Here is a 23798-nt window from a genome sequence, read left to right on the forward strand (position 1 = left end):
CCCAATCCCGAATGCCCAATCCCCGGCCTCACCGATACCCCGCCGCCTGCAATTCGAACAGCTCCGCATAGCGCCCGCCCTGGGCCATCAGTTCGGCATGGGTGCCGTTGGCCTCGATGCGGCCCGCGGCCAGTACCAGGATGCGGTCGGCCATGCGCACGCTGGAGAAGCGGTGCGAGATCAGCACCGCGGTGCGGTTGTCCGACAGCTCCTTGAAGCGCTGGAACACCTCGAACTCGCTGCGCGCATCCAGGGCGGCGGTGGGTTCGTCCAGGATCATCAGCTGCGCATCGCGCATGTAGGCGCGGGCGATGGCGATCTTCTGCCATTGCCCGCCGGACAGGTCCACGCTGTTCTTGAAGCGGCGCCCGACCAGTTGGTCGTAGCCATCGGGCAGGCTGTCGATCAGCTCGCCGGCCATCGCACGCTGCGCAGCGGCGCGGATGCGTGGCGCATCGTCCATCGCATCGACCTGGCCGACACCGATGTTCTCGCCCACGCTCAGGTGATAGCGCACGAAGTCCTGAAAGATCACGCCCAGGTTGGCGCGCACATCGTCCAGGTCGTAGTCGCGCAGGTCGCGGCCATCGAGCAGGATACGGCCCTCGTCCGGGTCGTACAGCCGCGCCAGCAGCTTGACCAGTGTGGTCTTGCCGGCGCCGTTTTCGCCGACCAGCGCCAGCACTTCGCCGGCACGCAGTTCGAAATCCAGATGCCGCACCGTCCACTGTTCGGCATCCGGGTAGCGGAAGCCCACGTCCTCGAACACGAAGCCCTGGCGGATCGGTCGCGGCACCGGCAGCGCGTTCGGGCGCGAGCGGATCTCCGGCACGATGTTGAAGAACGAATACAGATCGTCCAGATACAAGGCCTGGCCGGCGACCTGCGAGAACCCGATCAGCAGGCCTTCGAGCAACTGGCGCAGGCGCAGGAAACTGCCGGCCAGGAAAGTTAGATCGCCGATGCTGAAATCGCCGCGCACGGTGCGCCAGGCGATGTAGCCATAGGCCATGTAGTAGCCCAGGGTGCCCAGCGCAGCCAGCAATGCGCCCCACAGCGCACGCTTGCGCGCCAGCGCGCGATTGGCCTGGAAGAACTTGTCGGCCAGACGGCGATAGCGTGCGATCAGGAAGCGGTGCAGGTTGAGGATCTTGACTTCTTTGGCGGTCTCGACGCTCGCGCCGACCTGGCGCAGGTAGTCGAGCTGGCGCCGCTCCGGTGTCCACTGGAAGTTGAGCGAATAGCCCAGCGCATTGAAATGCGCCTCGCCGATGAAGGCCGGGATCAGCGCGATCGCCAGCAGCAGGATCAACCACGGCGCGTACACCACCAGGCCCACCGCCAGGCTGACCACGGTGATGGCGTCCTGCACCTGGCCGAACAGCTGGCTCATCAGGTTCATGCGGTTCATGGTCTGGCGCCGCGCGCGATCCAGCTTGTCCTGCCGGTCGGGGTCTTCGAAGTCCTCCAGATCCAGCTGCGCGGCATGCTCCATCAGGCGCACGCTGGCGGCGTTGTTGAACAGCTCCGACAACAAGGCATCGGCGTAGCCGACCAGCCGGCCGAGCAGGTCCGAGCCGATCGCCAGGGCCAGTTCCAGCGCCAGCAATTCCAGCAGCCGGTTCAGCCGGCCGCTGCCCAGCGCCTGCGTCAGTGAGTCGAAGGCCGGCGGTTGACCGACCAGGTGGATCGCCTCGTCGATGATCAGTTTGCCGATATACAACGAGGCCACCGGCATCAACGCGCGCAGCACGCGCAAGCCGATACTGCTGGCGCTCAGCCAGCGGCTGGTCTGCCAGATCTGGCGCAGGAAGGGCGGCAGGTTGCGCAGCGCATCCAGGCGCTCGCGCAGGGTGGGGCCGGTACGGGGAGCGGCAGGCGCAGGGGCGCCGGAACGGGAGGCTGACATCGGCTTAGTGTGCAGCGCCACGCGTCGGCGCGGGGTGTTGGAGGTGCACCGCGCCCACGGCGGACTGAGTGCGCTGCCGACTGCACGCGTGCAAGGCAATGCGGTCGATGGCCTGCAGCGTGCCCATACTGTGGGGCAGCTACGCGCGCGATCGCAGGCCCGATCAATCGCCTCGATTGACGCGACGCCCGGACACGCCGGGAGTTTCGACTAAAATGGCCGGATTGCCCCCGCCAGCCGTAGAGCCAGCCGTGACCTCGATCAAGCAGGAAGACCTCATCCAGTCCGTCGCCGACGCGTTGCAGTACATCAGCTACTACCACCCGGTCGACTACATCAGGAACCTGTCCGCTGCCTACGAGCGCGAAGAGTCGCCGGCGGCCAAGGACGCCATCGCGCAGATCCTGATCAACTCGCGCATGTGCGCCGAAGGCCATCGCCCGATCTGCCAGGACACCGGCATCGTCACCGTGTTCCTGGAGATCGGCATGCAGGTGCGCTGGGACGACGCCACGATGGGCGTGGAAGACATGGTCAACGAAGGCGTGCGCCGCGCCTACAACCACCCCGACAACAAGCTGCGCGCCAGCGTGCTGGCCGATCCGGCCGGCAAGCGCAGCAACACCCGCGACAACACGCCGGCGGTGGTCAACACCAAGATCGTGCCTGGCCACCATGTCGAAGTGATCGTCGCGGCCAAGGGCGGCGGTTCGGAGGCCAAGAGCAAGTTCGCCATGCTCAACCCGTCCGACTCCATCGTCGACTGGGTGCTCAAGACCGTGCCGACCATGGGCGCCGGCTGGTGCCCGCCGGGCATGCTCGGCATCGGCATCGGCGGCACTGCCGAAAAGGCCATGCTGCTGGCCAAGGAAGCGCTGATGGAGCCGATCGACATCGTCGACCTGCAGGTGCGCGGCGCCTCCAATCGCGCCGAAGAGCTGCGGCTGGAACTCTACGAAAAGGTCAACGCGCTCGGCATTGGCGCGCAAGGCCTGGGCGGCCTGACCACGGTGCTGGACATCAAGGTCAAGGATTACCCGACCCACGCCGCCAACCTGCCGGTGGCGCTGATTCCCAACTGCGCGGCCACCCGCCATGCGCACTTCACCCTGGACGGCAGCGGCCCGGTGATGCTGGACCCGCCGTCGCTGGAAGACTGGCCCAAGCTCACCTACAACCCGACCAATGCGCGCCGGGTCAACCTGGATACCATCACCAAGGAAGAGGTCGCCAGCTTCAAGCCGGGCGAGGTGGTGCTGCTCAACGGCAAGCTGCTGACCGGCCGCGACGCCGCGCACAAGCGCATGATCGACATGCTCAACAAGGGCGAAACCTTGCCGGTCGACTTCACCAACCGCTTCATCTACTACGTCGGCCCGGTCGACCCGGTGCGCGATGAAGTGGTCGGCCCGGCCGGCCCGACCACCGCCACGCGCATGGACAAGTTCACCCGCCAGATGCTGGAGCAGACCGGCCTGCTGGGCATGGTCGGCAAGTCCGAGCGCGGCGATGCGGCGATCGAGGCGATCCGCGACAACAAGGCCGTGTATCTGATGGCGGTCGGCGGCTCGGCGTACCTGGTGTCCAAGGCGATCAAGGCCGCACGCGTGCTGGCATTCGAAGACCTGGGCATGGAAGCGATCTACGAATTCGAGGTCAAGGACATGCCGGTCACCGTGGCGGTGGATTCCACCGGCGAATCGGTGCACAAGACCGGCCCGCGGCAATGGCAGTCGCGCATCGGCAAGATTCCGGTGGTGGTGGAATAAGGGCACCAGCCAGCGCGCCCGCAGTGGCGGGCTGTTGCATCGCGCAGTGCAACCAGAGTGCCAGGCAATGCCGCGCCGACCGGGCCGGCGAGCGCAGGTGCAGCGCCGCGGTGGCGCCGCGCTGAAACCGCTGCGACGATGTACGGAATCCGTCGCAGCGGGCCAACTGCCCCCGCGCGGGTCTTCGATGGCATCCACCAGGGCGAGGACAATCGCTGTGAACCACGCAAGCTCGCCTGCACCAACCGACTCAGGAGCCCGTATGAGCGCCACGCTGTACCACACCCCCAGCACCGCAGCCCTGGTCGTGCATTGGCTGCTGATCGAACTCGATGTACCGCACGTACTGCATCCGCTGGATTTCGAACGCGCCGAGCAGAAATCGCCGCAGTATCTGGTGCTCAATCCGGCCGGCGTGGTGCCGACGCTGGTGCTCGACGGACACGTGCTGACCGAGGCGGCCGCGATCGTGCTGCATCTGGCCGACCTGCATCCGCAGGCCGGGCTGGCACCGCCGCTCGGCACTCCCGAGCGCGCGGCGTACTACCAGTGGATGTTCTTCTGCGCCAACACCTTGCAGCCGGCGTACCGGGCCTGGTTCTATCCGGACGAGCCGGCCGGCGCCGCGCACGCCGAAGCCGCGCAATCCCAGGCGCGCGCCAGACTGGAGGCGGCCTGGGCCCGGGTCGATACGCACCTGCAGGCCAACGGCCCGTATCTGCTCGGCCAGACCCTGTCGGCGGCCGATTTCATGCTGACCATGATGATGCGTTGGTCGCGCAACATGCCCCGTCCCAGCGATAGCTGGCCGGCCTTGCAGGCGCATGCGCAGCGAATGAAAGCCCGCCCGGCATTTCAGGAAACCTATCGCCGCGAGGGGCTGACGGACTGGACCTGAACCCGGGGGGCGCGGGCTGCGAAATCGTGTCGACATAAGCTCCAGCCGTGCCGTGGTGCCGCGCCTGCCGCGGTGTACGATCGCGCCACAACCAGAGAGCAGGGGCTCGTCCATGTCGCATTCCGCATCCCGTCGAAAACTGCTGCAATGTGCCTGTTGTGCGCCGATCGCGGCCGCCGCCGCGTCACTGCCGTTCGCCGCAGGCGCGGCGCCGTCGAAGAAGACCGATCTCAATGCCGAGCAGGCATTGCAGGTGCTGCGTGACGGCAACGCCGCCTTCGTGGAAAACCGCCCCAAGAAGGTCATTTCCGACAGCAAGCGCCGTCTGGAACTGGCGCTGGGGCAGACCCCGTTCGTGATTCTGGTGTCGTGCTCGGATTCGCGCGTGCCGCCGGAGCTGCTGTTCGGGCGCGGCCTGGGCGAGATGTTCATCGTCCGCAATGCCGGCAATACCGTCGACACCACGGCATTGGGCTCGATCGAATACGCGGTCAGCCAGCTTGGCGTGCCGCTGGTGGTGGTGATGGGCCACGAGAGCTGTGGCGCGGTCGCCGCGGCGGTGTCGGTGGTGGAAAAGAACGCATTCTTCCCGGGCGCGATCGGCGCGATGATCGAGCCGATCGTCCCGGCCGTGCTGACCGCCAAGAGCAAGGGCGGCGACGACCTGCTGGCGGCCTCGGTCAAAGCCAACGTCAAGCGCACCGTCGACCGCCTGCGCGGCGCGTCCGAGCCGGCGCTGCTCGAACCGCTGCGCGCGGGCAATGTCCGCGTCGTCGGTGCGTACTACACCTTGAAGGACGGCAAGGTCGATTTCTTCGACGTCTGATCGCTGCCAAAGCCGTTTCATGAAGACAGCGCAGGATGATCTCCTGCGCTGTCTTTTTTATATGTGCGGAGGGTGCGGAGCAGCCTATATATGCGCGGGGCAGCGTGATCGTCAGCGCTGCGGAACCAGAAGCGGCTATCAAGCTGCTGCTTTCACCGCCAGGCAGGCGTGGGCCATGTCCGGAATCGGCATGCGCTGCAATTCCTGCGCGCCGAGCTGACGACTGCCTGCCACGTCTACCGCTCCAGGCCTGCAATCCCGGACGCAAAAAAGCCGGCATGCGCGCATGCCGGCTTTTCAATGGTCTCGACGTTGCTCAGCGCAGCGGTGCGATGTGCTTAGAACCACTCCAGCAACGACACGCCCAGGCCGATGTAGGTGGCCTTGTGGTTGTAGTCGATCAGGCTTTCGCCGTAGCCGTCGAACACCTGCACGTGGCCGCGCAGCAGGTTGGTGATCGGGAAGCCGTAATCCAGCTGCACCGAGCCATGCGAGCGGTCGCCGCCGCGCAGCGAATGCCGCGCAATCAACGCCACTTCATGCCCGTCCTTGTTGTAGACCAGGGTGGCGTCGCCACGGCCCATGTAATCCTCGATATCGGGATTATTGTCGTCGGCGCGGTCTTCCTTGATGCGGAACCACGGGCGCAGCGTCAGTGCCCAGTTCTCGCGATCCAGCCCGATGTTGAGGATGACCCGGTTCCAGGAGCGCGACAGCGGATCTTCGCGGCCGTTGGACATGTGGTTGATGCTGATGCCGCTCATGCGGCCCTTCCAGCCGAACAGGCTGTAGTTGTTGCGGAACACCAGCATCGCTTCCGGCTCGTAATTGGTTTCGCGGAACGGGCGCGAGGCATCGGTGTTGTAGGCCTGCCAGCGCGAGCTCTGGGTGTAGCCCATCCAGATGTCGCCGTTGTCGCCGAACAGATCCTCGACCACCTTGGTCTTGAAGCTGAGCTGGAACTTCAGTTCGGTGCTGTCCAGTTGCTGCGGGGTGGACACCGAGTTGGCCGGGTTCGGCGACTGCGGGGTGCGGTTGGAGTCGCTGGTCCAGAATGCCGGCAGCAGATACACCGGCTTGTAGCCGCGCAACTGGAAGGTGCCCAGCTTGGAGTCCTTGGCCAGCTCCCAGCGGCGGTCCAGCAACGAACCGCGGCCAGCGTTGGCGACCGCCTCGGCCTTGGGCTGATCCTGGCCGTCGGCACGGAAGAAGTCGCCGACGCGGCTGATGGCGCGTTCGTCCTGCGGTTTGGACTCTTTCTGCTTGGCGATCTGCGCGGCGGCATCGGCCTCGGCGGTCAGCTGCGGGGTATAGCCCAGCGCCTGGTCGTAGCAGGCCAGGCGTGCCGCGTCCGAGGTGACGGAGGTGCAGGCCTGCGGCGAGGCGGGGGTGGGGGCGATTTCCTGTGCGTGCGCCAATGGCGCGGCCGCCAGGGCAATCAGCATCAAGGGACAGGTGCGGTGCTTGGACATGGGCAGTCTGGCCGAATAAAGGCGCCAGGCAGGCGCGTCAGATGCCAAGCTTAACGGTCGCGCCTGCATACGCGGTGTGTACACGGTGGCATAACATCCGGGCGACGCCTGCAATCGGCTGCTGTCTGCGACCGTGTGGGCGGCTGGGCCGTCATCGTCCAGGTGATCAACCGACGCAATCAGCCTCGGTGAACGCTGGAAATCCGCTAGAAAAACCAGGCGATGGCGAACACGCCCAGCATGCACAGGCCCAGTGCCAGCTTGGTCGCGGTGCCGAACACGATGCCCAGCCAGGTGCCGAAGCCGACCTTGGTGGCCTGGTCGGATTTGCGGGTCTGCCAATACTCGCCGAGCCACGCGCCGGCGAACGGCCCGACGAACAAGCCGATCGGCATGAAGAAGATGCCGACGACCGAGCCGATCACCGAGCCCCACAGTGCCGCCTTGCTGGCACCGACCCGCTGGGCGCCATACACGGTGGCGAGGAAGTCGATCGCAAACGACAACGCCGTCATCAAGCCCAGAATCACCAGCGCCACCCAACCGACATGGGCAAAGCCATCGGCCCAGGCGGCCACCAGCAGTCCCGCGAACACCAGTGGCAGGCCTGGCAGCGCCGGCAGGACGACCCCGGCAAGGCCGATCAGGACCAGCACGCCAGCCAGGATGTAGTAGACGACGGTGATGTCCATGATGTTTAAAAATGTCCTGTTTCAGGCTTGACAAAATTGCGCAAGAGGTGCTTGAAAATTCGTTTGGTGCGGGTTAAGTTGCCAGCGCTGCTGTTTGCAACGGTCACCGTGAATCGTGGCCTGATGCGGTAGATCGTTCGATCCGCTACATCCTTGTACCTCGCTTCCTCCTTGCAATCACAGCCACCACCGTCAGTCCATCACAGTGTCGTAGGGAGTCAGCCGAGATGTCCAATATCGAACGCGAGAATGGTGTCGTGAAGTGGTTCAACGACGCCAAGGGTTTTGGCTTCATCAGTCGCGAAAACGGCGAGGACGTCTTCGTCCACTTCCGTGCGATCCAGATCCAGGGCTTCAAGAGTCTCAAGGAAGGCCAGAAGGTCAGCTTCACCGTGGTACAGGGACAGAAGGGCCTGCAGGCCGATGCGGTGCAGGTGGTCTGAGCGCGGCGCAACACCGCGGCCATCGTGCAGACAGCAGAAAGGCCCGTCGCCGGGCCTTTCTGTCATTCGCCAACACTGGCGCATCGAACGTAGCGAGCAGTCGTCAGGCGGGCACGAAGAAATCGAAGTACACGTGGATGCATGTCGATTCCGGGTGCCGACTGCGCGGTCCTAGCGGTGAGCGCAGTGGTTTTCCTGACTGCTACTGGTAAGTGCGCCGATCAGCGCAGCACGACCTTGCCGTTGACCACGCGCACATAGGCATTTTCGCGCACGCCAGCCAGGTCGCGCTGGTTCACCACGATCACGCGGCCGTCGTCCATGCGCACCTGCACATCGAAGCTGTCGCTGGTGACGTTGTTCTGGATCGCATTGCCCGCCAGCGCGCCGGCGGCGGCACCGGCCACGGCCGAGACGTTCTTGTTGCCCTTGCTGCCACCGGTCTCCTTGGAGATCTGGCGACCGGCCACCGCGCCGACGATGCCGCCGAGCACCGCACCGGTGCCGGTGGGAGCGCTGCGGGTCGGGCCGACTTCATCGATGCGGGTCACGATCCCGCAATCCACGCAGCGTGCCTGCGGCTGCGAATAGCCCTGGTCGTAGCCGCGGTCGCCGCGGTAGCTGCCGTACTGGGGCTGGGAGGTGGCGCAGCCAACCAGCGTCGCGGTTGCAGCCAGGCCAATGACGAGCAGTCGGGTCTTCATGAGGTCTCTCCGGGGTGGTTCGAAAAAGCGGTCAGGGCCGCGGCGACGTCATCCTGGGTTGGTCAGGGTGAACGGTCTGCCAACTGGATCACTCCAGGCTTAACGAAACCCGAGCGTCCTGTTCACCACCGCCGCCGTGCGCATCGATGCGGCGGTGCGATGGCGGGTCAGCGGAAGTCGCGATGACAGGCCTCGCAGGCGTCATTGATCTGTGGCCTGAGTGCGGCAAGCGCGGCGCAATCCGCCGGCGGCGTGCGCTGTGCCTGGTCCAGGACCGTGCGTAGGGCGCTGGCATGCTCGCCGAAGCGGCGGTCCTCGCCGATGTCCGGAAAGGCCGGCTCCAGTTCGCCGGCAAGCAGGCGCAACGATTGCAGTCGCGCTCGCTGGCGTGTGGAGTTGCAGCCACCATCGGTATCGGCTTGCAGGGCGCGCAGCTGGTAAGCCATCACCTGCATCAGGCTGTCCGGCACCGGGTTGCGTCTGGCCTGCAGCACGCGCGCCACCATCACCGTGCACACCAGCCCGATCAGGATGCCCAGCACCAGCAGGAAGGCATAGCGGGACGCGCGCGATTGTTCGGTGGGCGGGGCGGGCATGGACGGACCTCCGTGGACGCGGGCTTCAATAGGTCGATGGGCGCGCGCTGAGCGGCGCGCGTAAAATAGGCCGATGAAAGCACAATGGCGTGAACGCTTTGCCGGTATCGACCGGCTGTACGGAGTCGGCACGGTCGAGCGGCTGGCCGCCTGCCGCGTGGCGGTGGTGGGGATGGGCGGCGTGGGCTCGTGGGTGGTCGAGGCGCTGGCGCGTACCGGCGTCGGCCATATCCGCCTGATCGATGCCGACGACCTGTGTGTGTCCAACACCAACCGGCAGCTGCCGGCGCTGGCCGGGCAGTACGGACGTAACAAGGCGCGCGCGATGGCCGAACGCTGCGTGGCGATCAACCCGGAAATCGACGCCGATGCGGTGGAGTCGTTCCTCACCGCCGGCAATATCGAACAGCTGCTCGGCGATACGTTCGACCTGGTGATCGATGCCTGCGACAGCTTCCGGGTGAAGGTGGAAACCATCGCCTGGTGTCGCCGACGCAAGTTGCCCTTGCTGACGGTGGGCGCCGCTGGCGGGCGCACCGATCCCACCCTGGTGCGGGTACGCGATGTCTCGCGCACCGAACACGACGCGATGCTGGCGCTGATCCGCAAGAAGCTGCGCAGCGAGTTCAATTTCCCCAAGAATCCGCAGCGCTATTTCGGCGTGCCGGCGGTGTACTCGCTGGAGAACGTCAAATACCCGCAGGCCGATGGCAGCGTCTGCGGCATCCGCCCGCAGCTGGATGCCGACGCCACGCTCAAGCTGGATTGCGGGGCCGGGCTGGGCGCAGCCACGCATATCACCGGCACCTTTGCGTTTGTCGCGGTGGGCAAGGCGCTGGAGATGTTGCTCAAGCCGAAGGTGGCTGCTGCCAGACCTGTTGCCGAGGCTGCCTCGGCGGGGTGAGTGCGCGTTGCCGTGTCATGCGGCAACGGGCAGTGCGCTCAGCCCGGCAACCCGAACAACCGCCGTGCGTTGGCGGTGGTCTGCGCGGCGATGTGCTCGGCCGCCTCGCCGCGTAGCTGTGCGATGCAGTCCAGCACCGTGCGCAGGTAGGCCGGCTCGTTGCGTTGGCCACGGATGCTGGCGTCGGGCTGATCCGGTGCATCGGTTTCCAGCAGCAGCCAGTCCAGCGGCATCGTTGCAGCCAGGCCGCGCAGGCGATTGGCACGCGGGTAGGTCACCGGGCCGCCCAAGCCGATCATGAAATCCAGCTTCCACAATTGCTGCGCCTGTTCGGGGCTGCCGGCAAAGCTGTGCACCACACCACGCAGGCCGCCCACGGCCTTGATGCGGGCGATGACTTCTTCGGTGGCGCGCCGCGCATGCACGATCAGCGGCAGCTCGAAGCGCTTGGCCAGCTGCAGTTGCCCGTCGAAATAATCGCGCTGCATCTGCTCGTCCAGCCCGTCCAGATAGAAGTCCAGCCCGCACTCGCCGATGGCGCAGGGCCGCTCGCGCTCGATCCACTCAGCCAGCAGCTCCAGATGCTCGGGGCGGTGCTGATCGAGAAAGATCGGGTGCAGCCCGTAGGCGGGGTGCAACCCGGGGGCCTGGGTGCAGACGGAGCGCAGCGCCGGCCAGCTGGCGGCGGTGATCGCCGGGATCACCTGCTGTACGACACCGGCTGCCCGCGCGCGTGCGATCACCGCGGCGCGGTCGTGGTCGAACTCGCCGGCATCCAGATGGCAGTGGCTATCGACCAACTGCATCAATCGCGGCGCACCGGCGCGGGCAGCGGTGCCTTGCGGGTCTTCCAGTTGGCCAGCAGCAGCGTGGTCAGGCCGAACAGCAGCTCGTCCAGGAACGGGATCGGATCGGGCATCACCAGGTCGACAAGAAACAGCGCCGCCGCCAGCTTGAACAAGGTGGGGTAGCGCAGGGTGCTGGCCCACTCCAGGGCGCGCGAGGTGACGGGATTGCGCATGCGGATGCTCCGGCTGTTAGAAGTGCATGAAATAACCGCTAGCTGAACTTAACTGCGGCGTTCATGAGCGAGGGCGTTTTTGTTCAGGGTTCGCGTGCTGGAATCACGCCGTCAACAACGCGGCGTGTCCGCACGGAGCTGGATCATGAAGAGCAATACGACAACTATACTGGTCGCTGCTGGTGCGTTGCTGGTTGGAGGCGTGGCCACGGCCGCCTTCATGAATAATCGCCCGTCGTCCGGCGATTTCGTCGCCAACGGCGAGCCGGCACCGCGTGGTCTGGAATATGCCGACGTGGTCAAGGTCGCCCCGATCACCGAGCGCGAGCCGCAGTACGCGCAGGTCGTCAACAGCGCAGCCATCCGCGAAACCACCACCAGCTCCTCGCCGCGCGAAGTCTGCCGCGACGTGGTGGTGCAGGAACGTCTGCCCGAGCGCGATGGCAATGTCGGCGGCACCGTCGCCGGTGCGGTGATCGGCGGTCTGCTCGGCAACCAGGTCGGCGGCGGCAACGGCCGCAAGCTGGCCACGGTGGCCGGTGCGGTCGGTGGCGGCATGGTCGGTAATCGCGTGGACCGCAACCATGTCGGCGGCCGCGTGGTGGATCGCACCGAGCGCCAGTGCCATACCGAAAATGCCAATTCGCAGTCCTCGCGCGTGGTCGGCTATGACGTGACCTACCGCAATGCCGACGGCACCACCGGCACCATGCGCATGGACAGCAAGCCGGGCGAGCGCATCTCGCTGGGCGATGCGGACAACGTGGTGGCCTACGACGTGACCTACCGCTACGACGGTTTCGAGAAGACCGTGCGCATGAACGACAAGCCGGCCAGCGATCGCCTGCCAGTGGTCGACGGTCAGCTGGTGACCCAGACCGCTTCGACCGCCGGTGACAGGGGCGTTCGTGTGGATGCGGGCAGCACGCGTCAGTAAACCGCTGGCAGCGATCCGCCCAGGATCGCTGGTTGGCAGGAAAGGAGCCGGCATTGCCGGCTCTTTTCGTTTTCAGGCGCTGGTGACGACGTCCGTGCGCTGAACAGGTCGCCGCCATGTTCGGCCGGCAACTGGCTGATAATCGCCACTTCTCCTGGAGTGGAAGCCGACATGCCGGTGCGCCCCGATGATCTGTTCGATGTGCGTGCGCTGCTGACCGACGAAGAGCGGGCAGTGCAGGATGCGGTGGCGCGCTTCACCGATACGCGGGTGCTGCCGGCGATCGGCGATGCCTTCGATGCAGGGCGCTTTCCGCGCGAATGGGTACCGGAACTGGCGGAGCTCGGCCTGCTGGGCGCCAGCCTGCCGGTCCGCGATGGCGGCGCGGGCCTGGGCGCGGTGGCGTACGGATTGATCTGCCAGGAACTGGAGCGCGGCGACAGCGGCCTGCGCAGCTTCGTCAGCGTGCAGTCCTCGCTGTGCATGTACCCGATCCATGCCTACGGCAGCGACGAGCAGCGCCAGCGCTGGTTGCCGGAGATGGCCGCCGGCCGTCTGATCGGCTGTTTCGGGCTGAGCGAAGCGCAGGGCGGCTCGGATCCGGCCGCGATGACCACGCGCGCGGTACGGCAGGGCGACGGCTGGCGCTTGAACGGGGCCAAGATGTGGATCACCAACGGCAGTATTGCCGGCCTGGCGATCATCTGGGCGCATACCGACGACGGCGTGTGCGGCTTTCTGGTGGAGACCGGCAGCGCCGGCTTCAGTGCGCAGGACATCGCACACAAGATGAGCCTGCGCGCATCGGTGACCTCGGGCTTGTTCCTGGACAACGTCTACGTGCCGGAGCAGATGCGCCTGCCGAACGCGGCCGGTCTGAAGGCGCCGCTGGGTTGCCTCAATCAGGCGCGTTACGGCATCGCCTGGGGCGCGATCGGCGCGGCGGTGGCCTGTCTGCGCGAGGCACTGGCCTATAGCGGGCAACGCATCCTGTTCGGCCGGCCGCTGGCGGCCACGCAGAGCGCGCAGATCAAGCTGGCCGACATGGCGCGGCGGATTTCCACCGCGCAGCTGCTGGCGCTGCAGCTCGGGCGGCTGAAGCAGGCCGGCCAGCTGCGGCCGGAACAGATCTCGCTGGCAAAGTGGAATAATTGCCGCATGGCCCTGGACGTCGCGCGTGAGTGCCGCGATCTGCTGGGCGCGGCCGGCATCACCACCGAGCATGTGGCGATCCGGCATGCGCTGAACCTGGAATCGGTGATCACCTACGAGGGGACCGAGACCGTGCATCAGTTGGTGGTCGGGCGTGCGCTGACGGGACTCAATGCGTTTTGACGAGGAGTGGGTGTTGATCGACAGGGATGGGAGGCGACGCCTGCGTGGCGTGTTCTGGATGCGCTGCGTGCTGGCGGTGGTGGCGAGCGTGATCGCACCGGCACAGGCCAGCGAGGCGCCGCGCATGGCGCCGCCACCGGACTGGGTCATCGCCGATGCGGTGCCCGACAAGGTGCCCGGTGCCAGCGGGCTGCGCTATGAGCTGGTATCCGACCAGGTCGATCTGACCGGCGCGGCGCCGCAGGCGTATCGCCGCCTCAGTTACACCGTGCAGCGTGCGAAAAGTCTGGACGAGGCCGGGCAGATCTCCATCGATTACCAGCCGCAGTACCAGCAGCTGGCGCTCAACAGCCTGGAGGTCTGGCGTGACGGCAAGCGCATCGACATGCGCAAGCAGGCGCACTACGCCCGGTTGCGCCGCGAAAGCGGACTGGAAGACGGGCTGATCGATGGCGCGCTGACGCTGTCGATCACCTTGCCGGACCTGCGCGTGGGCGACCGGGTCGATTACGGCGTGACCATCACCGGCAGCAATCCGGTGTTCGGCAAGGGCTATTACGACGTGTTCGATGCGCGCTACGGCGTAGCGCTGGGCGAGCGCCGGGTGCGGGTGCGGCATCCGGCCGGCATGGGATTGCAGTGGCGGGTGACTGCGCCAGGCTTCAGCCGCAACGTCAGCCGCACCGGCGATGTGGCGACACTGGACATCGCCGCACGCGACCTGCCCGCCGTGCAGGAGGAAAAGGACACCCCGGAGGATGTCGATCCGTATGGCCGGATCGAAGTCTCCACTGCCGGCAACTGGGCGGCGGTGGCGGCATGGGCAGCGCAGTTGTATCCGCACGCGTTCAAGGACGCGCGCGTTGCCGACGGGATGGTGCAGAACCTGCAGCTGCGCCGCGACGACCCGCAGGGCGCACTGCTGCGTGCAGTGGCCTTCGTGCAGGGCGAGATCCGTTATGTCGGCCTGGACATGGGCGAGAACTCGCACGCGCCGCATACGCCGGAAGTGACGCTGCGCAATCGCTACGGCGACTGCAAGGACAAGGCGACGCTGTTGATCGCGCTGCTGCAACTGGCCGGCATCCGCGCCGAGCCGGTGCTGGTGAGCAGCGACAAGGGCCACGGGCTGGATCTGCGCTTGCCCAGTCCCTACGCGTTCGACCATGTGGTGGTGCGCGCGCACCTGCCGCAGGGCGAGGTATGGGTGGATGCCACGCGCGACCGCGAAGAAGGCCCGCTGGCGCAACGCCGGCCGTTGCCGTTCGTGCGCGGCCTGCCGGTCGTGGCCGGGCAGCGCGACCTGGTGGCGGTGCCATCGCCGATGCCGACGCTGCCGCAGGTCGAGGTGGACGAGCAGGTCGTGATCTCGCTGCGCAAGCCGCAGCGCGTGGCGACCTTCACCGTGGACACGACGTATCGCCAGGGACGCGGCGAGCGCGTGGCGACCAGCTTCGACGACAACGGTGCGCAGGCGGTCGGCGAGCACTACCTGGAATTCATGCAGCAGTACTACACCGCGCTGACCCAGGTCGGCGTGCCGACCATCGACGCGGCCGATGTGTTGAACGTGCGCACGCACGAGGCCTACCGCCTGGAGTGGCCGACCGACGAGGGCGACGAGCTGGGCTTTCCGCTGTTCCAGCTCGGCGAATGGATGGACGCCCTGCCCACGGCGGCGCGCAAGAGCCCGCTGGCGCTGGGCGGCCCGCGGCTGGCGCGGCAGACGGTGCGGGTGCGGGTCGACCCGGCGGTACGGGTGGAAGCCGATACGCAGGTGGTCGCCAACCCGTGGTTCCGGTTCTCGCGCACGGTCTCCACGCACGAAGGACGCATCGTCATCGTCGGCGAGTGGCAGCGGCTGTCCGACCGCATTCCCGCCAGCGGCGTGAAGCGTGCAGCCGCCGACATGGAGCGTGCCCGCGACCTGCTGTACTTCAATCACGACCTCAAGCCGCAGCCGCGCAGACAGCCGCTGGAGATGCACGTCTTCGTCTATCCGCTGGCCGCGCTGCTGGCGCTGATCGTGCTGGTGCTGGCATGCCTGGCCTGGTGGCGCGGCGGTGGCTTGGGCGGAATGCTGTTCGATCCGCACACCGTTGTGCAGCGCCTGCACACGCAGGCCGGCGCGCGCTGGAGCGCGTGGTGCGTGTTCGGCCTGATCCTGGTGCTCTCGAGCTGGATGTGGGTGTCTCCGCAGCCGTTGTGGGTGCACGCCATCGCCGTGGCGATCATGCTGGCCATCGCGCTGGTGGGCTGCGTGCTGTTGCAGTGGATGCTGCGCTGGATGGGCGGCACTGCGGAGTTTGCGGTGTTGCTGCCGGCGCTGCTGGGCAGCGCCTTGCCCTGGCTGGTCTGCCTGCTGGCGGCGCTGGCCGCGGTTGGCGGCGATATCGTCCTGTTCGGAACCGGTGTGCACGATCCGGCCGGGCTGGCGCAGGTGACCATGGCGGTGCTCATGCTGCTGCTGGGCGGGCTGTGGTGGTCGATCGCCGCGGTCCAGGCGGTTGCCGGTGCGACCGGCTGCGCACGCGCGCGGGCCTTCGGTGCGCTGGCATTGACGTTGTCGGTGCTGGGCATGCTGGTCGCCGTGCTGGGTGTGCCGGTGGCGCTGGTGGTGATGCGCTGAGCCGCGCTACCGGCAGCGCACGCAACCGCGGCCACGCCTTGCAGCAGAATCGGTGCAGGGCTTTGCAAAGGCCCCCGGGGCTGTGACACTGCCAGCCCCTCGTTGCTGCCGCGGAGCCAGCTTGATGTCGACCGTGCGTCCCCCGTTGACCGTCCATGGCATGTCCAGTTCCGGCAACTGCTACAAGGTGCGCCTGCTGCTGGAGCAATTGGGCAGCCGCTATCACTGGGTCGAGGTCGACAGCGCCGCAGGTGAAACCCGCACGCCCGCGTATCTGGCCAAGAATCCCAACGGCAAGGTGCCGATGGTGGAGCGCGACGACGGCCGCGTGCTGACCGAATCCAACGCGATCCTGTTCTGGCTGGCCGAAGGTACCCCGTATCTGCCCACCGACGCGTGGCAGCGCGCGCAGGCCTTGAGCTGGATGTTCTTCGAGCAATACAGCCATGAGCCGTATGTGGCGGTGGCGCGGTTCATCAGCCTGTGGACGCCGCGCGATGCCGCGCGCCGCGCCGAACTGCCGCAGCTGCGCGCCCGCGGCGAGCAGGCGCTGGCCGTGATGGAACAGCATCTGCAGCAACACCTCTGGTTTACCGGCAGCGACTACGGCATCGCCGATATCGCGCTGTTTGCCTACACCCATTGCGCCGAGGATGGCGGCTTCGATCTGGAGCGCTGGCCGGCGATCGGTGCCTGGCTGCAGCGCGTGCAGGCAGGACCCGGTTTTATCGCAATGCCGGCGCCTGCACCCGGCACGGTGACGGCATGAGCGGCCTGCGCTGCCGGCAGGAGCACTGACGATGTGCGGATTGGCTGGACTGCTGCTGGCCTCGCCACGCATGCATGGCGAACAACTCGATGCGCTGGTGCGGCCGATGGGCGCGGCCTTGCGTCATCGCGGCCCCGACGATGCCGGCACCTGGTGCGATGCGCAGGCCGGCGTGGCGCTGGCGCATCAACGCTTGAGCATCCTGGATCTGTCGCCGCTGGGCCATCAGCCGATGCGCTCGGCCGATGGCCGGTATGTGCTGGCCTACAATGGCGAGATCTACAACTTCGCGCAGCTGCGCGCGGCGCTGTCCGCGCTTGGGCACCGCTTCCGCGGTCATTCCGATACCGAAGTGCTGTTGGCGGCGGTGGTGGAGTGGGGGCTGGACGACACCCTGACTCGCTGCAACGGCATGTTCGCGCTGGCGTTGTGGGACGAGCGCGACAACTGCCTGTATCTGGCCCGCGACCGCGTCGGCAAGAAGCCGCTGTACTACGGCTGGGCCGGCGACACCCTGGTGTTCGGGTCCGAACTCAAGGCGCTGTGGCAGCATCCGGACTTCGATAACGGGGTCGATCGCAATGCGCTGACCTTGCTGCTGCGGCTGGGCTACATCCCGGCGCCGGCCTGCATCCACGAGCGCACCTTCAAGTTGATGCCCGGGCGGGTGCTGCGGCTGGATGCGCAGATGGTGGCGGCCGGCGCGGCGGCGCATCGGCCGGACCAGGCGCAGCAGCCGTTCTGGAACGCGCGCGAGGCGATGCAGCGCGCGCTGGCGGCGCCGTTCACCGGCAGCGATGCACAGGCCGAGGAACAGCTCGACGCAGTGCTGCGCGATGCGGTGGCGCTGCGCATGGTGGCCGACGTGCCGGTGGGCGTGTTCCTGTCCGGCGGCACCGATTCGTCGATCGTCACCGCGATGATGCAGGCGCAGAGCGCCCAGCCGGTGCATACCTTCAGCATCGGCTTCGAAGGTTCGCATCACGACGAAGCGCCGCTGGCGCGCGAAGTGGCCACGCATCTGCACACCGACCACACCGAGCTGTATGTCAGCGGCGCCGACGCGCTGGCGGTGGTGCCGACCCTGCCGGACATGTTCGACGAGCCCTTCGCCGATGCCTCGCAGGTGCCGACCGCGCTGGTCGCACGGCTGGCGCGCGGCGGGGTGACGGTGGCGCTGTCCGGCGATGGCGGCGACGAGTTGTTCTTCGGCTACGGCCGTTACCAGCGTGCGCTGCGCAACTGGCGCATGCATGGGCTGGTGCCGGGGCCGCTGCGGCGCTTGATGGCGCTGGCGGCGCGCCGCAACGGCGAGTCTTCGCGCACCGGCGGCCTGGCCGCGCTGGTGGCCGAGGCCGGCGCACGCGGCATCGGCGACATCTACCGCAACCGCATCTCGCGCTGGCGCGATCCGGCCGCGGTGGTGCTGGGCGCGACCGAGCCCGACAGTTTCTACAGCCTGGCCGACCCGCTGCACGGTTCCGGCACGTCGGCCGACGCGATGATGCTGGCCGACTTTGCCGCCTATCTGCCCGACGATCTGCTGTGCAAGGTGGACCGCACCACCATGGCGGTGGGGCTGGAAGCGCGCGCACCGTTGCTGGACTGGCGGGTGGCCGAGTTCGCCTGGTCGCTGCCGCTGTCGCTGAAGTACCGCGACGGGGTCAGCAAATACCTGCTCAAGCGCGTGCTGTGCCGCTATCTGCCCGATCCGATGGTCTACCGCGGCAAGCGCGGCTTCGGCGCGCCGGTCAGTGCCTGGCTGCGTGGCGACCTGCATGGCTGGGCCGACGATCTGCTGGCGCACGCCACGCTGGAGCGCGACGGCGTGTTCGCCGCCGACACCGTGGCCGGGCTGTGGCGCGACTTCAATGGCGGCGAGCGCAAATGGCATACGCACCTGTGGACGGTGCTGATGTTCCAGGCCTGGCAGGTGCATTGGCGCAGCCAACGCGCCGCGATCGGCCGCTGAGGCAGCCGCGCTTCACCGGGTCTGAGCGCCAGGCTGACTAGAGTCGGGCGCTGATTCCCCCAATGGAGCGTTCCCCATGAGCAAGATCACCATCGCCGTGCTGGTCGGCAGCCTGCGTGCCGCGTCCTACAACCGCCAACTGGCGCGCGCGCTGGAGCATCTGGCCGGCGACAAGGCCGTGTTCGAGTATGTGGAGATCGGCGACATCCCGCTGTACAACCAGGACCATGATGGCGATTACCCGGCAGAGGGCACACGGCTGAAGCAGCAGATCCGGGCGGCTGACGCGGTGCTGTTCGTCACCCCGGAGTACAACCGCTCGATTCCCGGCGTGCTCAAGAACGCCCTCGATACCGGCTCGCGCCCCTACGGCGACAGCGCGTTTGCGGGCAAGCCGGCCGCCGTGGTCGGCATCTCGGTCGGGGCGATCGGCACTGCCACCGCGCAGCAGCACCTGCGCAATGTGCTGTCGTATCTGGACATGCGGGTGCTCGGCCAGCCGGAAGTCTTCCTGCAGTACAAGGACGGCCTGTTCGGCGCCGACGACCAGGTCGCCAACGCCGACAGCCGCAAGTTCCTGCAGGGCTTCGTCGACGCCTTCCTGGGCCTGGTGGAACAGTCCAAGCGTTGAGTTGACCACAGCGGCGTTGGGCCTGGAGACAGCCGCCAACTGGCACCGGTGACGCGGTGCAAACCCCGGCGCAGCAAGCGTCTCGGCGGTTGCGACAGCGGTCGCGTAGAACGGTGATGCACCGGCTGTCCACCAGTTATCCACAGAGTTGTGCATGGTCGTCGGCGCCGCCGATGACTATGCTTCCTGCCCTCGTCTCCCTCGTGTCAGGTCTGTTTGTCCATGTCCGCTCGTCCTGGTTTCCGTTCCAAGCGCAATCGCGATCGCGACGACGACGATTACGATCGTCCCGAGCCGCGGCTTGACCAGTTGCGGGTACCGCCGCATTCGGTCGAGGCCGAGCAGGCCGTGCTCGGCGGGTTGATGCTGGCGCCGGATGCGTTCGACCGGGTCAATGACCAGCTGACCGAAAACGACTTTTACCGCCGCGATCACCGGCTGATCTACCGTGCGATTCGCGAACTGAACGAGAAGGACCGCCCCTTCGATGCGGTGACCCTGGGCGAGTGGTTCGAATCGCAGGGCAAGCTGGAGCAGGTCGGCGATGGCGCCTACCTGATCGAGCTGGCCAGCACCACGCCTTCGGCAGCCAATATCGCCGCATACGCGGAGATCGTGCGTGACAAGGCGGTGTTGCGGCAGCTGATCGAAGTGGGCACCACCATCGTCAACGACGGCTTCCAGCCGGAGGGGCGCGACAGCGTGGAGTTGCTGTCGTCGGCGGAAAAGGCGGTGTTCAAGATCGCCGAGGCCGGCGCGCGCGGGCGCACCGACTTCGTGGCGATGCCGGGCGCGCTGAAGGACGCCTTTGAGGAATTGCGCAGCCGTTTCGAAAACGGCGGCAACATCACCGGCCTGCCGACCGGCTACAACGATTTCGATGCGATGACTTCCGGCCTGCAGCCGACCGACCTGATCATCCTGGCCGCGCGTCCGGCGATGGGCAAGACCACGTTCGCGCTGAATATCGCCGAATACGCCGCGATCAAATCCAAGAAGGGCGTTGCGGTATTCTCGATGGAAATGTCGGCATCGCAGCTGGCGATGCGCCTGATCTCGTCCAATGGCCGCATCAATGCGCAACGCTTGCGTACCGGCGCACTGGAAGACGAGGACTGGGCGCGCGTGACCGGCGCGATCAAGATGCTGAAGGAAACCAAGATCTTCATCGACGACACGCCGGGCGTGTCGCCGGAAGTGCTGCGCTCCAAGTGCCGCCGACTCAAGCGCGAGCACGACCTGGGCCTGATCGTCATCGACTACCTGCAGCTGATGTCGGTGCCGGGCAACAGCGAAAACCGCGCGACCGAAATCTCGGAAATCTCGCGTTCGCTCAAGGGCCTGGCCAAGGAGCTCAACGTGCCGGTGATTGCGTTGTCGCAGCTCAACCGCTCACTGGAAACGCGGACCGACAAGCGCCCGGTGATGGCCGACTTGCGCGAATCCGGCGCGATCGAGCAGGACGCGGACATGATTGTGTTCATCTATCGCGACGACTACTACAACAAGGAAAATTCGCCGGACAAGGGCCTGGCCGAGATCATCATCGGCAAGCACCGCGGTGGACCGACCGGGTCGTGCAAGCTCAAGTTCTTCGGCGAATACACTCGATTCGACAATCTGGCCCACGATTCGGTGGGCAGTTTCGAATAAACCTCCTGCGTGATGCCGGGCGACAATCCGTCGCTGCGGCATCGCGCCATCCTTGCATCTGCTGGCTTATGCTGCGCGCCTCATCGCCGCTGCCGAGCTTGTATGTCCTACGCCATCGTCTGGTTCCGTCGCGATCTGCGCCTGCAGGACAACCCGGCCTTGCAGGCTGCGCTGGATGCAGGGCACCAGCCGATTCCGCTGTATATCGATGCGCCGCACGAAGAGGGCGAGTGGACGCCGGGTGCCGCCTCGCGGAGCTGGCGGCATCGCTCGCTCGCGGCGCTGGATGCGGCCCTGCGCGCACTGGGCAGCGGTCTGGTGATGCGCGCCGGTGACAGCGCGCAGGTGCTGGATGAGGTGATCGCGCAGACCAAGGCGGTGGCGGTGTACTGGAACCGCAAGTACGAGCCGGCCACGCAGCCGCGCGATGCGCAGATCAAGCGCAGCCTGCGCGAGCGCGGGATCGAAGTGCAGAGCTGCAACTCCGCACTGATGGTCGAACCATGGCAGTTGACGACGCAGCAGGGCGGCCCCTACAAGGTGTTCACCCCGTTCTGGCGCAATGCGCTTACGCAGCTGCAATTGCCGGCTGCCGTGCCGGCACCGCGCAGCCTGCCGCCGTTGCCTGCGCAATTGAAGAGCGCTGCGCTGGACACGCTGGGGCTGCTGCCGGCGCTGGACTGGGACCGAGGCTTCTGGGAGCACTGGCAGCCCGGCGAGGCCGGCGCGCACGAGATGCTGGAAATCTTCATCGATGGCGCGCTGTCCGGGTATCGCGACAACCGCGACCGGCCCGACCGGGTCGGCACCTCGCAGTTGTCGCCGCATCTGCATTTCGGCGAGATTGCGCCGTGGCGGATCGCCAGCACGCTGGAAGCCAATCGCAATGCACGCAACGGTGCCGAGATCGACGGCTATATCCGCCAACTGGGCTGGCGCGATTTTGCGTATCACCTGCTGCACCATTTTCCCGACACCACAAACCAGAATCTCAACCCGCGTTTCCAAGGCTTTGACTGGGCCAAGGTAGACCCGGTCGCATTGCAGGCCTGGCAGCGGGGCCGCACCGGCATTCCGATCGTCGATGCCGGCATGCGCCAGCTCTGGCACACCGGCTGGATGCACAACCGCGTGCGCATGATCGTGGCGAGCCTGTTGTGCAAGCATCTGCGCGTGCACTGGATCGAAGGCGCGCGCTGGTTCTGGGACACCCTGGTGGATGCGGACCTGGCCAACAACACCCTGGGTTGGCAATGGGTGGCCGGTACCGGCGCCGATGCAGCGCCGTATTTCCGTGTGTTCAATCCGGTCACGCAGGCGGAGAAGTTCGATCCGCAGGCCGCCTACATCACGCGCTGGGTACCTGAGCTCGGCAAGCTTGCGGTGAAGGAGCGCTTCGCACCGTGGCTGCATCCGTTGTCGCTGGCGCGTCTGGCACCGAAGTATCCGCGCACGCCGATCATCGGCCTGGCCGAAGGCCGCGATGCGGCGCTGGCGGCGTATGCGAAGACGCGCGGCTAAGCGCGCGCCAGGGCGAGCGACTTCCTGATTGCGTGGTCAGCTGATGCTCACTTCTGCATGTTTTCTTCTGCAAGGCTGAAACGTTGCATGCGTGTGCGGCGACGCTTGTTTCGCACATCATCGAATGCGTGACGCGGATACATGGTGCTGCCCACGCAGAAAACGTTTTCCTGAATGCAGCACTAGCCGCGCGCGATCGGCGGTCGGTTTCATCATGCGCCAGTCGCGTTGGCCTGTTTATCCTCGCCGACACGATTGAGTGCCGGATGGTCCGGCCACAGGAGAACACCATGTCCCCAGCAGCCACCAAGAGCCTTGCCGTTGCCCTGGCCAGCGCCATTGCGTTGTCCGCCTGCGCCACCGGCGGCTCGTATGTGCAGCGCGACCAGTATGGCGAGCAGACCCAACAGCAGAACCGCACCGGCCGCAATGCGCTGATCGGCACCGCGATCGGCGTGGCCGCTGGTCTGCTGACCGGCGACAGCGCCACCGAGCGTCGTCAGCATGCGATGGTCGGTGCCGGCATCGGCGCGCTCAGTGGCGCGGCGGTTGGCCAGTACCAGGATCGCCAGGAGCGCGCACTGCGCGAGCGCACCGCCAACACCGGCATCGAAGTGCAGCGCCAGGGCGACAACATCACCCTGAACCTGCCCGACGGCATCACCTTCGACTTCGGCAAGTCTGCATTGAAGCCGCAGTTCTACAGCGCGCTCAATGGCGTGGCGTCCACACTGCGCGAGTACAACCAGACCATGGTGGAAGTGGTCGGTCACACCGACAGCGTCGGCAGCGACGCGGTCAACCAGCGTCTGTCCGAAGAACGCGCCGGCGCGGTCGCGCAATATCTGACCGCACAAGGCGTGCAGCGCGAGCGCATGGAAACCATGGGCGCCGGCAAGCGTTACCCGATCGCCGATAACAGCACCGATGCCGGCCGCGCACAGAACCGCCGCGTCGAAATCCGCCTGATCCCGCTACGCTCGGAGGGGGCCGGCAACAACACGGGCATGCGTTGAGTCTGCCGCACTGAATCGTGGCGAGTCGATTGACGAGCCGCGATGGGTAAGCAAGACAGGCCGCGAAAGCGGCCTGTTTTTTTGCGCTACGAATTTTGTGA

Annotated in this window: 21 protein-coding genes; 14 read left to right on the forward strand and 7 right to left on the reverse strand. The window is 66.5% G+C overall.

The window, feature by feature from the left end:
• Positions 1-28 precede the first annotated feature (28 nt).
• Positions 29-1909 (reverse strand): ABC transporter ATP-binding protein, encoded by a 1881-nt coding sequence (locus ABQ039_RS07100; protein WP_054591591.1) that lies wholly within the window; start codon positions 1907-1909, stop codon positions 29-31.
• A gap of 251 nt (positions 1910-2160) precedes the next feature.
• Here ABQ039_RS07100 and ABQ039_RS07105 point away from each other — a divergent pair, with 251 nt between their 5' ends.
• The 3 genes from ABQ039_RS07105 (at position 2161) to ABQ039_RS07115 (ending at position 5402) form a co-directional block, all read left to right on the forward strand.
• Positions 2161-3678: a fumarate hydratase gene (locus tag ABQ039_RS07105; RefSeq protein WP_184614177.1), complete on the forward strand. Its 1518-nt coding sequence runs from the start codon at positions 2161-2163 to the stop codon at positions 3676-3678.
• Between the two features lie 262 nt (positions 3679-3940).
• On the forward strand, positions 3941-4576 hold the full coding sequence (locus tag ABQ039_RS07110) for a glutathione S-transferase family protein (protein ID WP_054591590.1): 636 nt from the start codon (positions 3941-3943) through the stop codon (positions 4574-4576).
• A 187-nt stretch (positions 4577-4763) separates the two neighbouring features.
• A complete protein-coding gene (locus ABQ039_RS07115) occupies positions 4764-5402 on the forward strand; it encodes a carbonic anhydrase (protein ID WP_180969661.1) in 639 nt (212 codons plus the stop codon).
• 338 nt (positions 5403-5740) lie between these two features.
• Here the strand turns inward: ABQ039_RS07115 and ABQ039_RS07120 are convergent, their stop codons facing one another.
• Positions 5741-6874, reverse strand: a complete 1134-nt coding sequence (locus tag ABQ039_RS07120; protein WP_349778476.1) for a phospholipase A — start codon at positions 6872-6874, stop codon at positions 5741-5743.
• A gap of 206 nt (positions 6875-7080) precedes the next feature.
• The gene (locus ABQ039_RS07125) at positions 7081-7566 is read right to left on the reverse strand and encodes a DUF456 domain-containing protein (RefSeq protein ID WP_046342196.1); all 486 of its coding nucleotides are present in this window, start codon (positions 7564-7566) and stop codon (positions 7081-7083) included.
• 227 nt (positions 7567-7793) lie between these two features.
• Between ABQ039_RS07125 and ABQ039_RS07130 the strand changes: the two genes are divergently transcribed.
• Positions 7794-8009, forward strand: a complete 216-nt coding sequence (locus ABQ039_RS07130; protein ID WP_003483561.1) for a cold-shock protein — start codon at positions 7794-7796, stop codon at positions 8007-8009.
• Between the two features lie 221 nt (positions 8010-8230).
• On the opposite strand, the gene ABQ039_RS07135 is transcribed toward ABQ039_RS07130, so the two are convergent.
• Together ABQ039_RS07135 and ABQ039_RS07140 are read right to left on the reverse strand one after the other, a co-directional pair.
• On the reverse strand, positions 8231-8713 hold the full coding sequence (locus ABQ039_RS07135) for a glycine zipper 2TM domain-containing protein (protein ID WP_016902706.1): 483 nt from the start codon (positions 8711-8713) through the stop codon (positions 8231-8233).
• Between the two features lie 167 nt (positions 8714-8880).
• On the reverse strand, positions 8881-9309 hold the full coding sequence (locus ABQ039_RS07140) for a hypothetical protein (RefSeq protein ID WP_054591588.1): 429 nt from the start codon (positions 9307-9309) through the stop codon (positions 8881-8883).
• Positions 9310-9382: 73 nt separating this feature from the next.
• Between ABQ039_RS07140 and ABQ039_RS07145 the strand changes: the two genes are divergently transcribed.
• A complete protein-coding gene (locus ABQ039_RS07145) occupies positions 9383-10213 on the forward strand; it encodes a ThiF family adenylyltransferase (protein WP_054591587.1) in 831 nt (276 codons plus the stop codon).
• A 38-nt stretch (positions 10214-10251) separates the two neighbouring features.
• Here the strand turns inward: ABQ039_RS07145 and ABQ039_RS07150 are convergent, their stop codons facing one another.
• Positions 10252-11019, reverse strand: coding sequence for a TatD family hydrolase (locus tag ABQ039_RS07150; RefSeq protein WP_054591586.1), 768 nt, complete (start codon positions 11017-11019; stop codon positions 10252-10254).
• The gene (locus ABQ039_RS07155; protein WP_039528164.1) at positions 11019-11234 is read right to left on the reverse strand and encodes a DUF6116 family protein; all 216 of its coding nucleotides are present in this window, start codon (positions 11232-11234) and stop codon (positions 11019-11021) included. The genes ABQ039_RS07150 and ABQ039_RS07155 overlap by 1 nt, the downstream gene beginning before the upstream one ends.
• Before the next feature lie 145 nt (positions 11235-11379).
• Here ABQ039_RS07155 and ABQ039_RS07160 point away from each other — a divergent pair, with 145 nt between their 5' ends.
• The 9 genes from ABQ039_RS07160 to ABQ039_RS07200 all read left to right on the forward strand — a co-directional run bounded on the left by ABQ039_RS07160 (position 11380) and on the right by ABQ039_RS07200 (position 23697).
• Positions 11380-12171 (forward strand): glycine zipper 2TM domain-containing protein, encoded by a 792-nt coding sequence (locus ABQ039_RS07160; RefSeq protein WP_006451921.1) that lies wholly within the window; start codon positions 11380-11382, stop codon positions 12169-12171.
• Positions 12172-12330: 159 nt separating this feature from the next.
• Positions 12331-13506, forward strand: coding sequence for an acyl-CoA dehydrogenase family protein (locus ABQ039_RS07165; protein ID WP_016902712.1), 1176 nt, complete (start codon positions 12331-12333; stop codon positions 13504-13506).
• Positions 13507-13564: 58 nt separating this feature from the next.
• Entirely contained in the window at positions 13565-16135 is a 2571-nt protein-coding gene (locus ABQ039_RS07170) for a DUF3857 domain-containing protein (protein WP_349778480.1), read from the forward strand.
• Positions 16136-16259: 124 nt separating this feature from the next.
• On the forward strand, positions 16260-16904 hold the full coding sequence (locus tag ABQ039_RS07175) for a glutathione S-transferase family protein (RefSeq protein WP_184610920.1): 645 nt from the start codon (positions 16260-16262) through the stop codon (positions 16902-16904).
• Between the two features lie 31 nt (positions 16905-16935).
• Positions 16936-18876, forward strand: a complete 1941-nt coding sequence (gene asnB, locus ABQ039_RS07180; RefSeq protein WP_349778477.1) for an asparagine synthase (glutamine-hydrolyzing) — start codon at positions 16936-16938, stop codon at positions 18874-18876.
• A 76-nt stretch (positions 18877-18952) separates the two neighbouring features.
• Positions 18953-19507, forward strand: coding sequence for an NADPH-dependent FMN reductase (locus ABQ039_RS07185; RefSeq protein ID WP_046342202.1), 555 nt, complete (start codon positions 18953-18955; stop codon positions 19505-19507).
• Between the two features lie 222 nt (positions 19508-19729).
• Positions 19730-21160: a replicative DNA helicase gene (locus ABQ039_RS07190; protein WP_047130779.1), complete on the forward strand. Its 1431-nt coding sequence runs from the start codon at positions 19730-19732 to the stop codon at positions 21158-21160.
• Between the two features lie 102 nt (positions 21161-21262).
• The gene (locus ABQ039_RS07195; RefSeq protein WP_349778478.1) at positions 21263-22681 is read left to right on the forward strand and encodes a deoxyribodipyrimidine photo-lyase; all 1419 of its coding nucleotides are present in this window, start codon (positions 21263-21265) and stop codon (positions 22679-22681) included.
• A gap of 290 nt (positions 22682-22971) precedes the next feature.
• On the forward strand, positions 22972-23697 hold the full coding sequence (locus ABQ039_RS07200; protein ID WP_016902719.1) for an OmpA family protein: 726 nt from the start codon (positions 22972-22974) through the stop codon (positions 23695-23697).
• Positions 23698-23798: the final 101 nt, after the last annotated feature.

This window comes from Xanthomonas sp. WHRI 6108, from assembly GCF_040202385.2.
Taxonomy (GTDB): Bacteria; Pseudomonadota; Gammaproteobacteria; order Xanthomonadales; family Xanthomonadaceae; genus Xanthomonas; species Xanthomonas arboricola.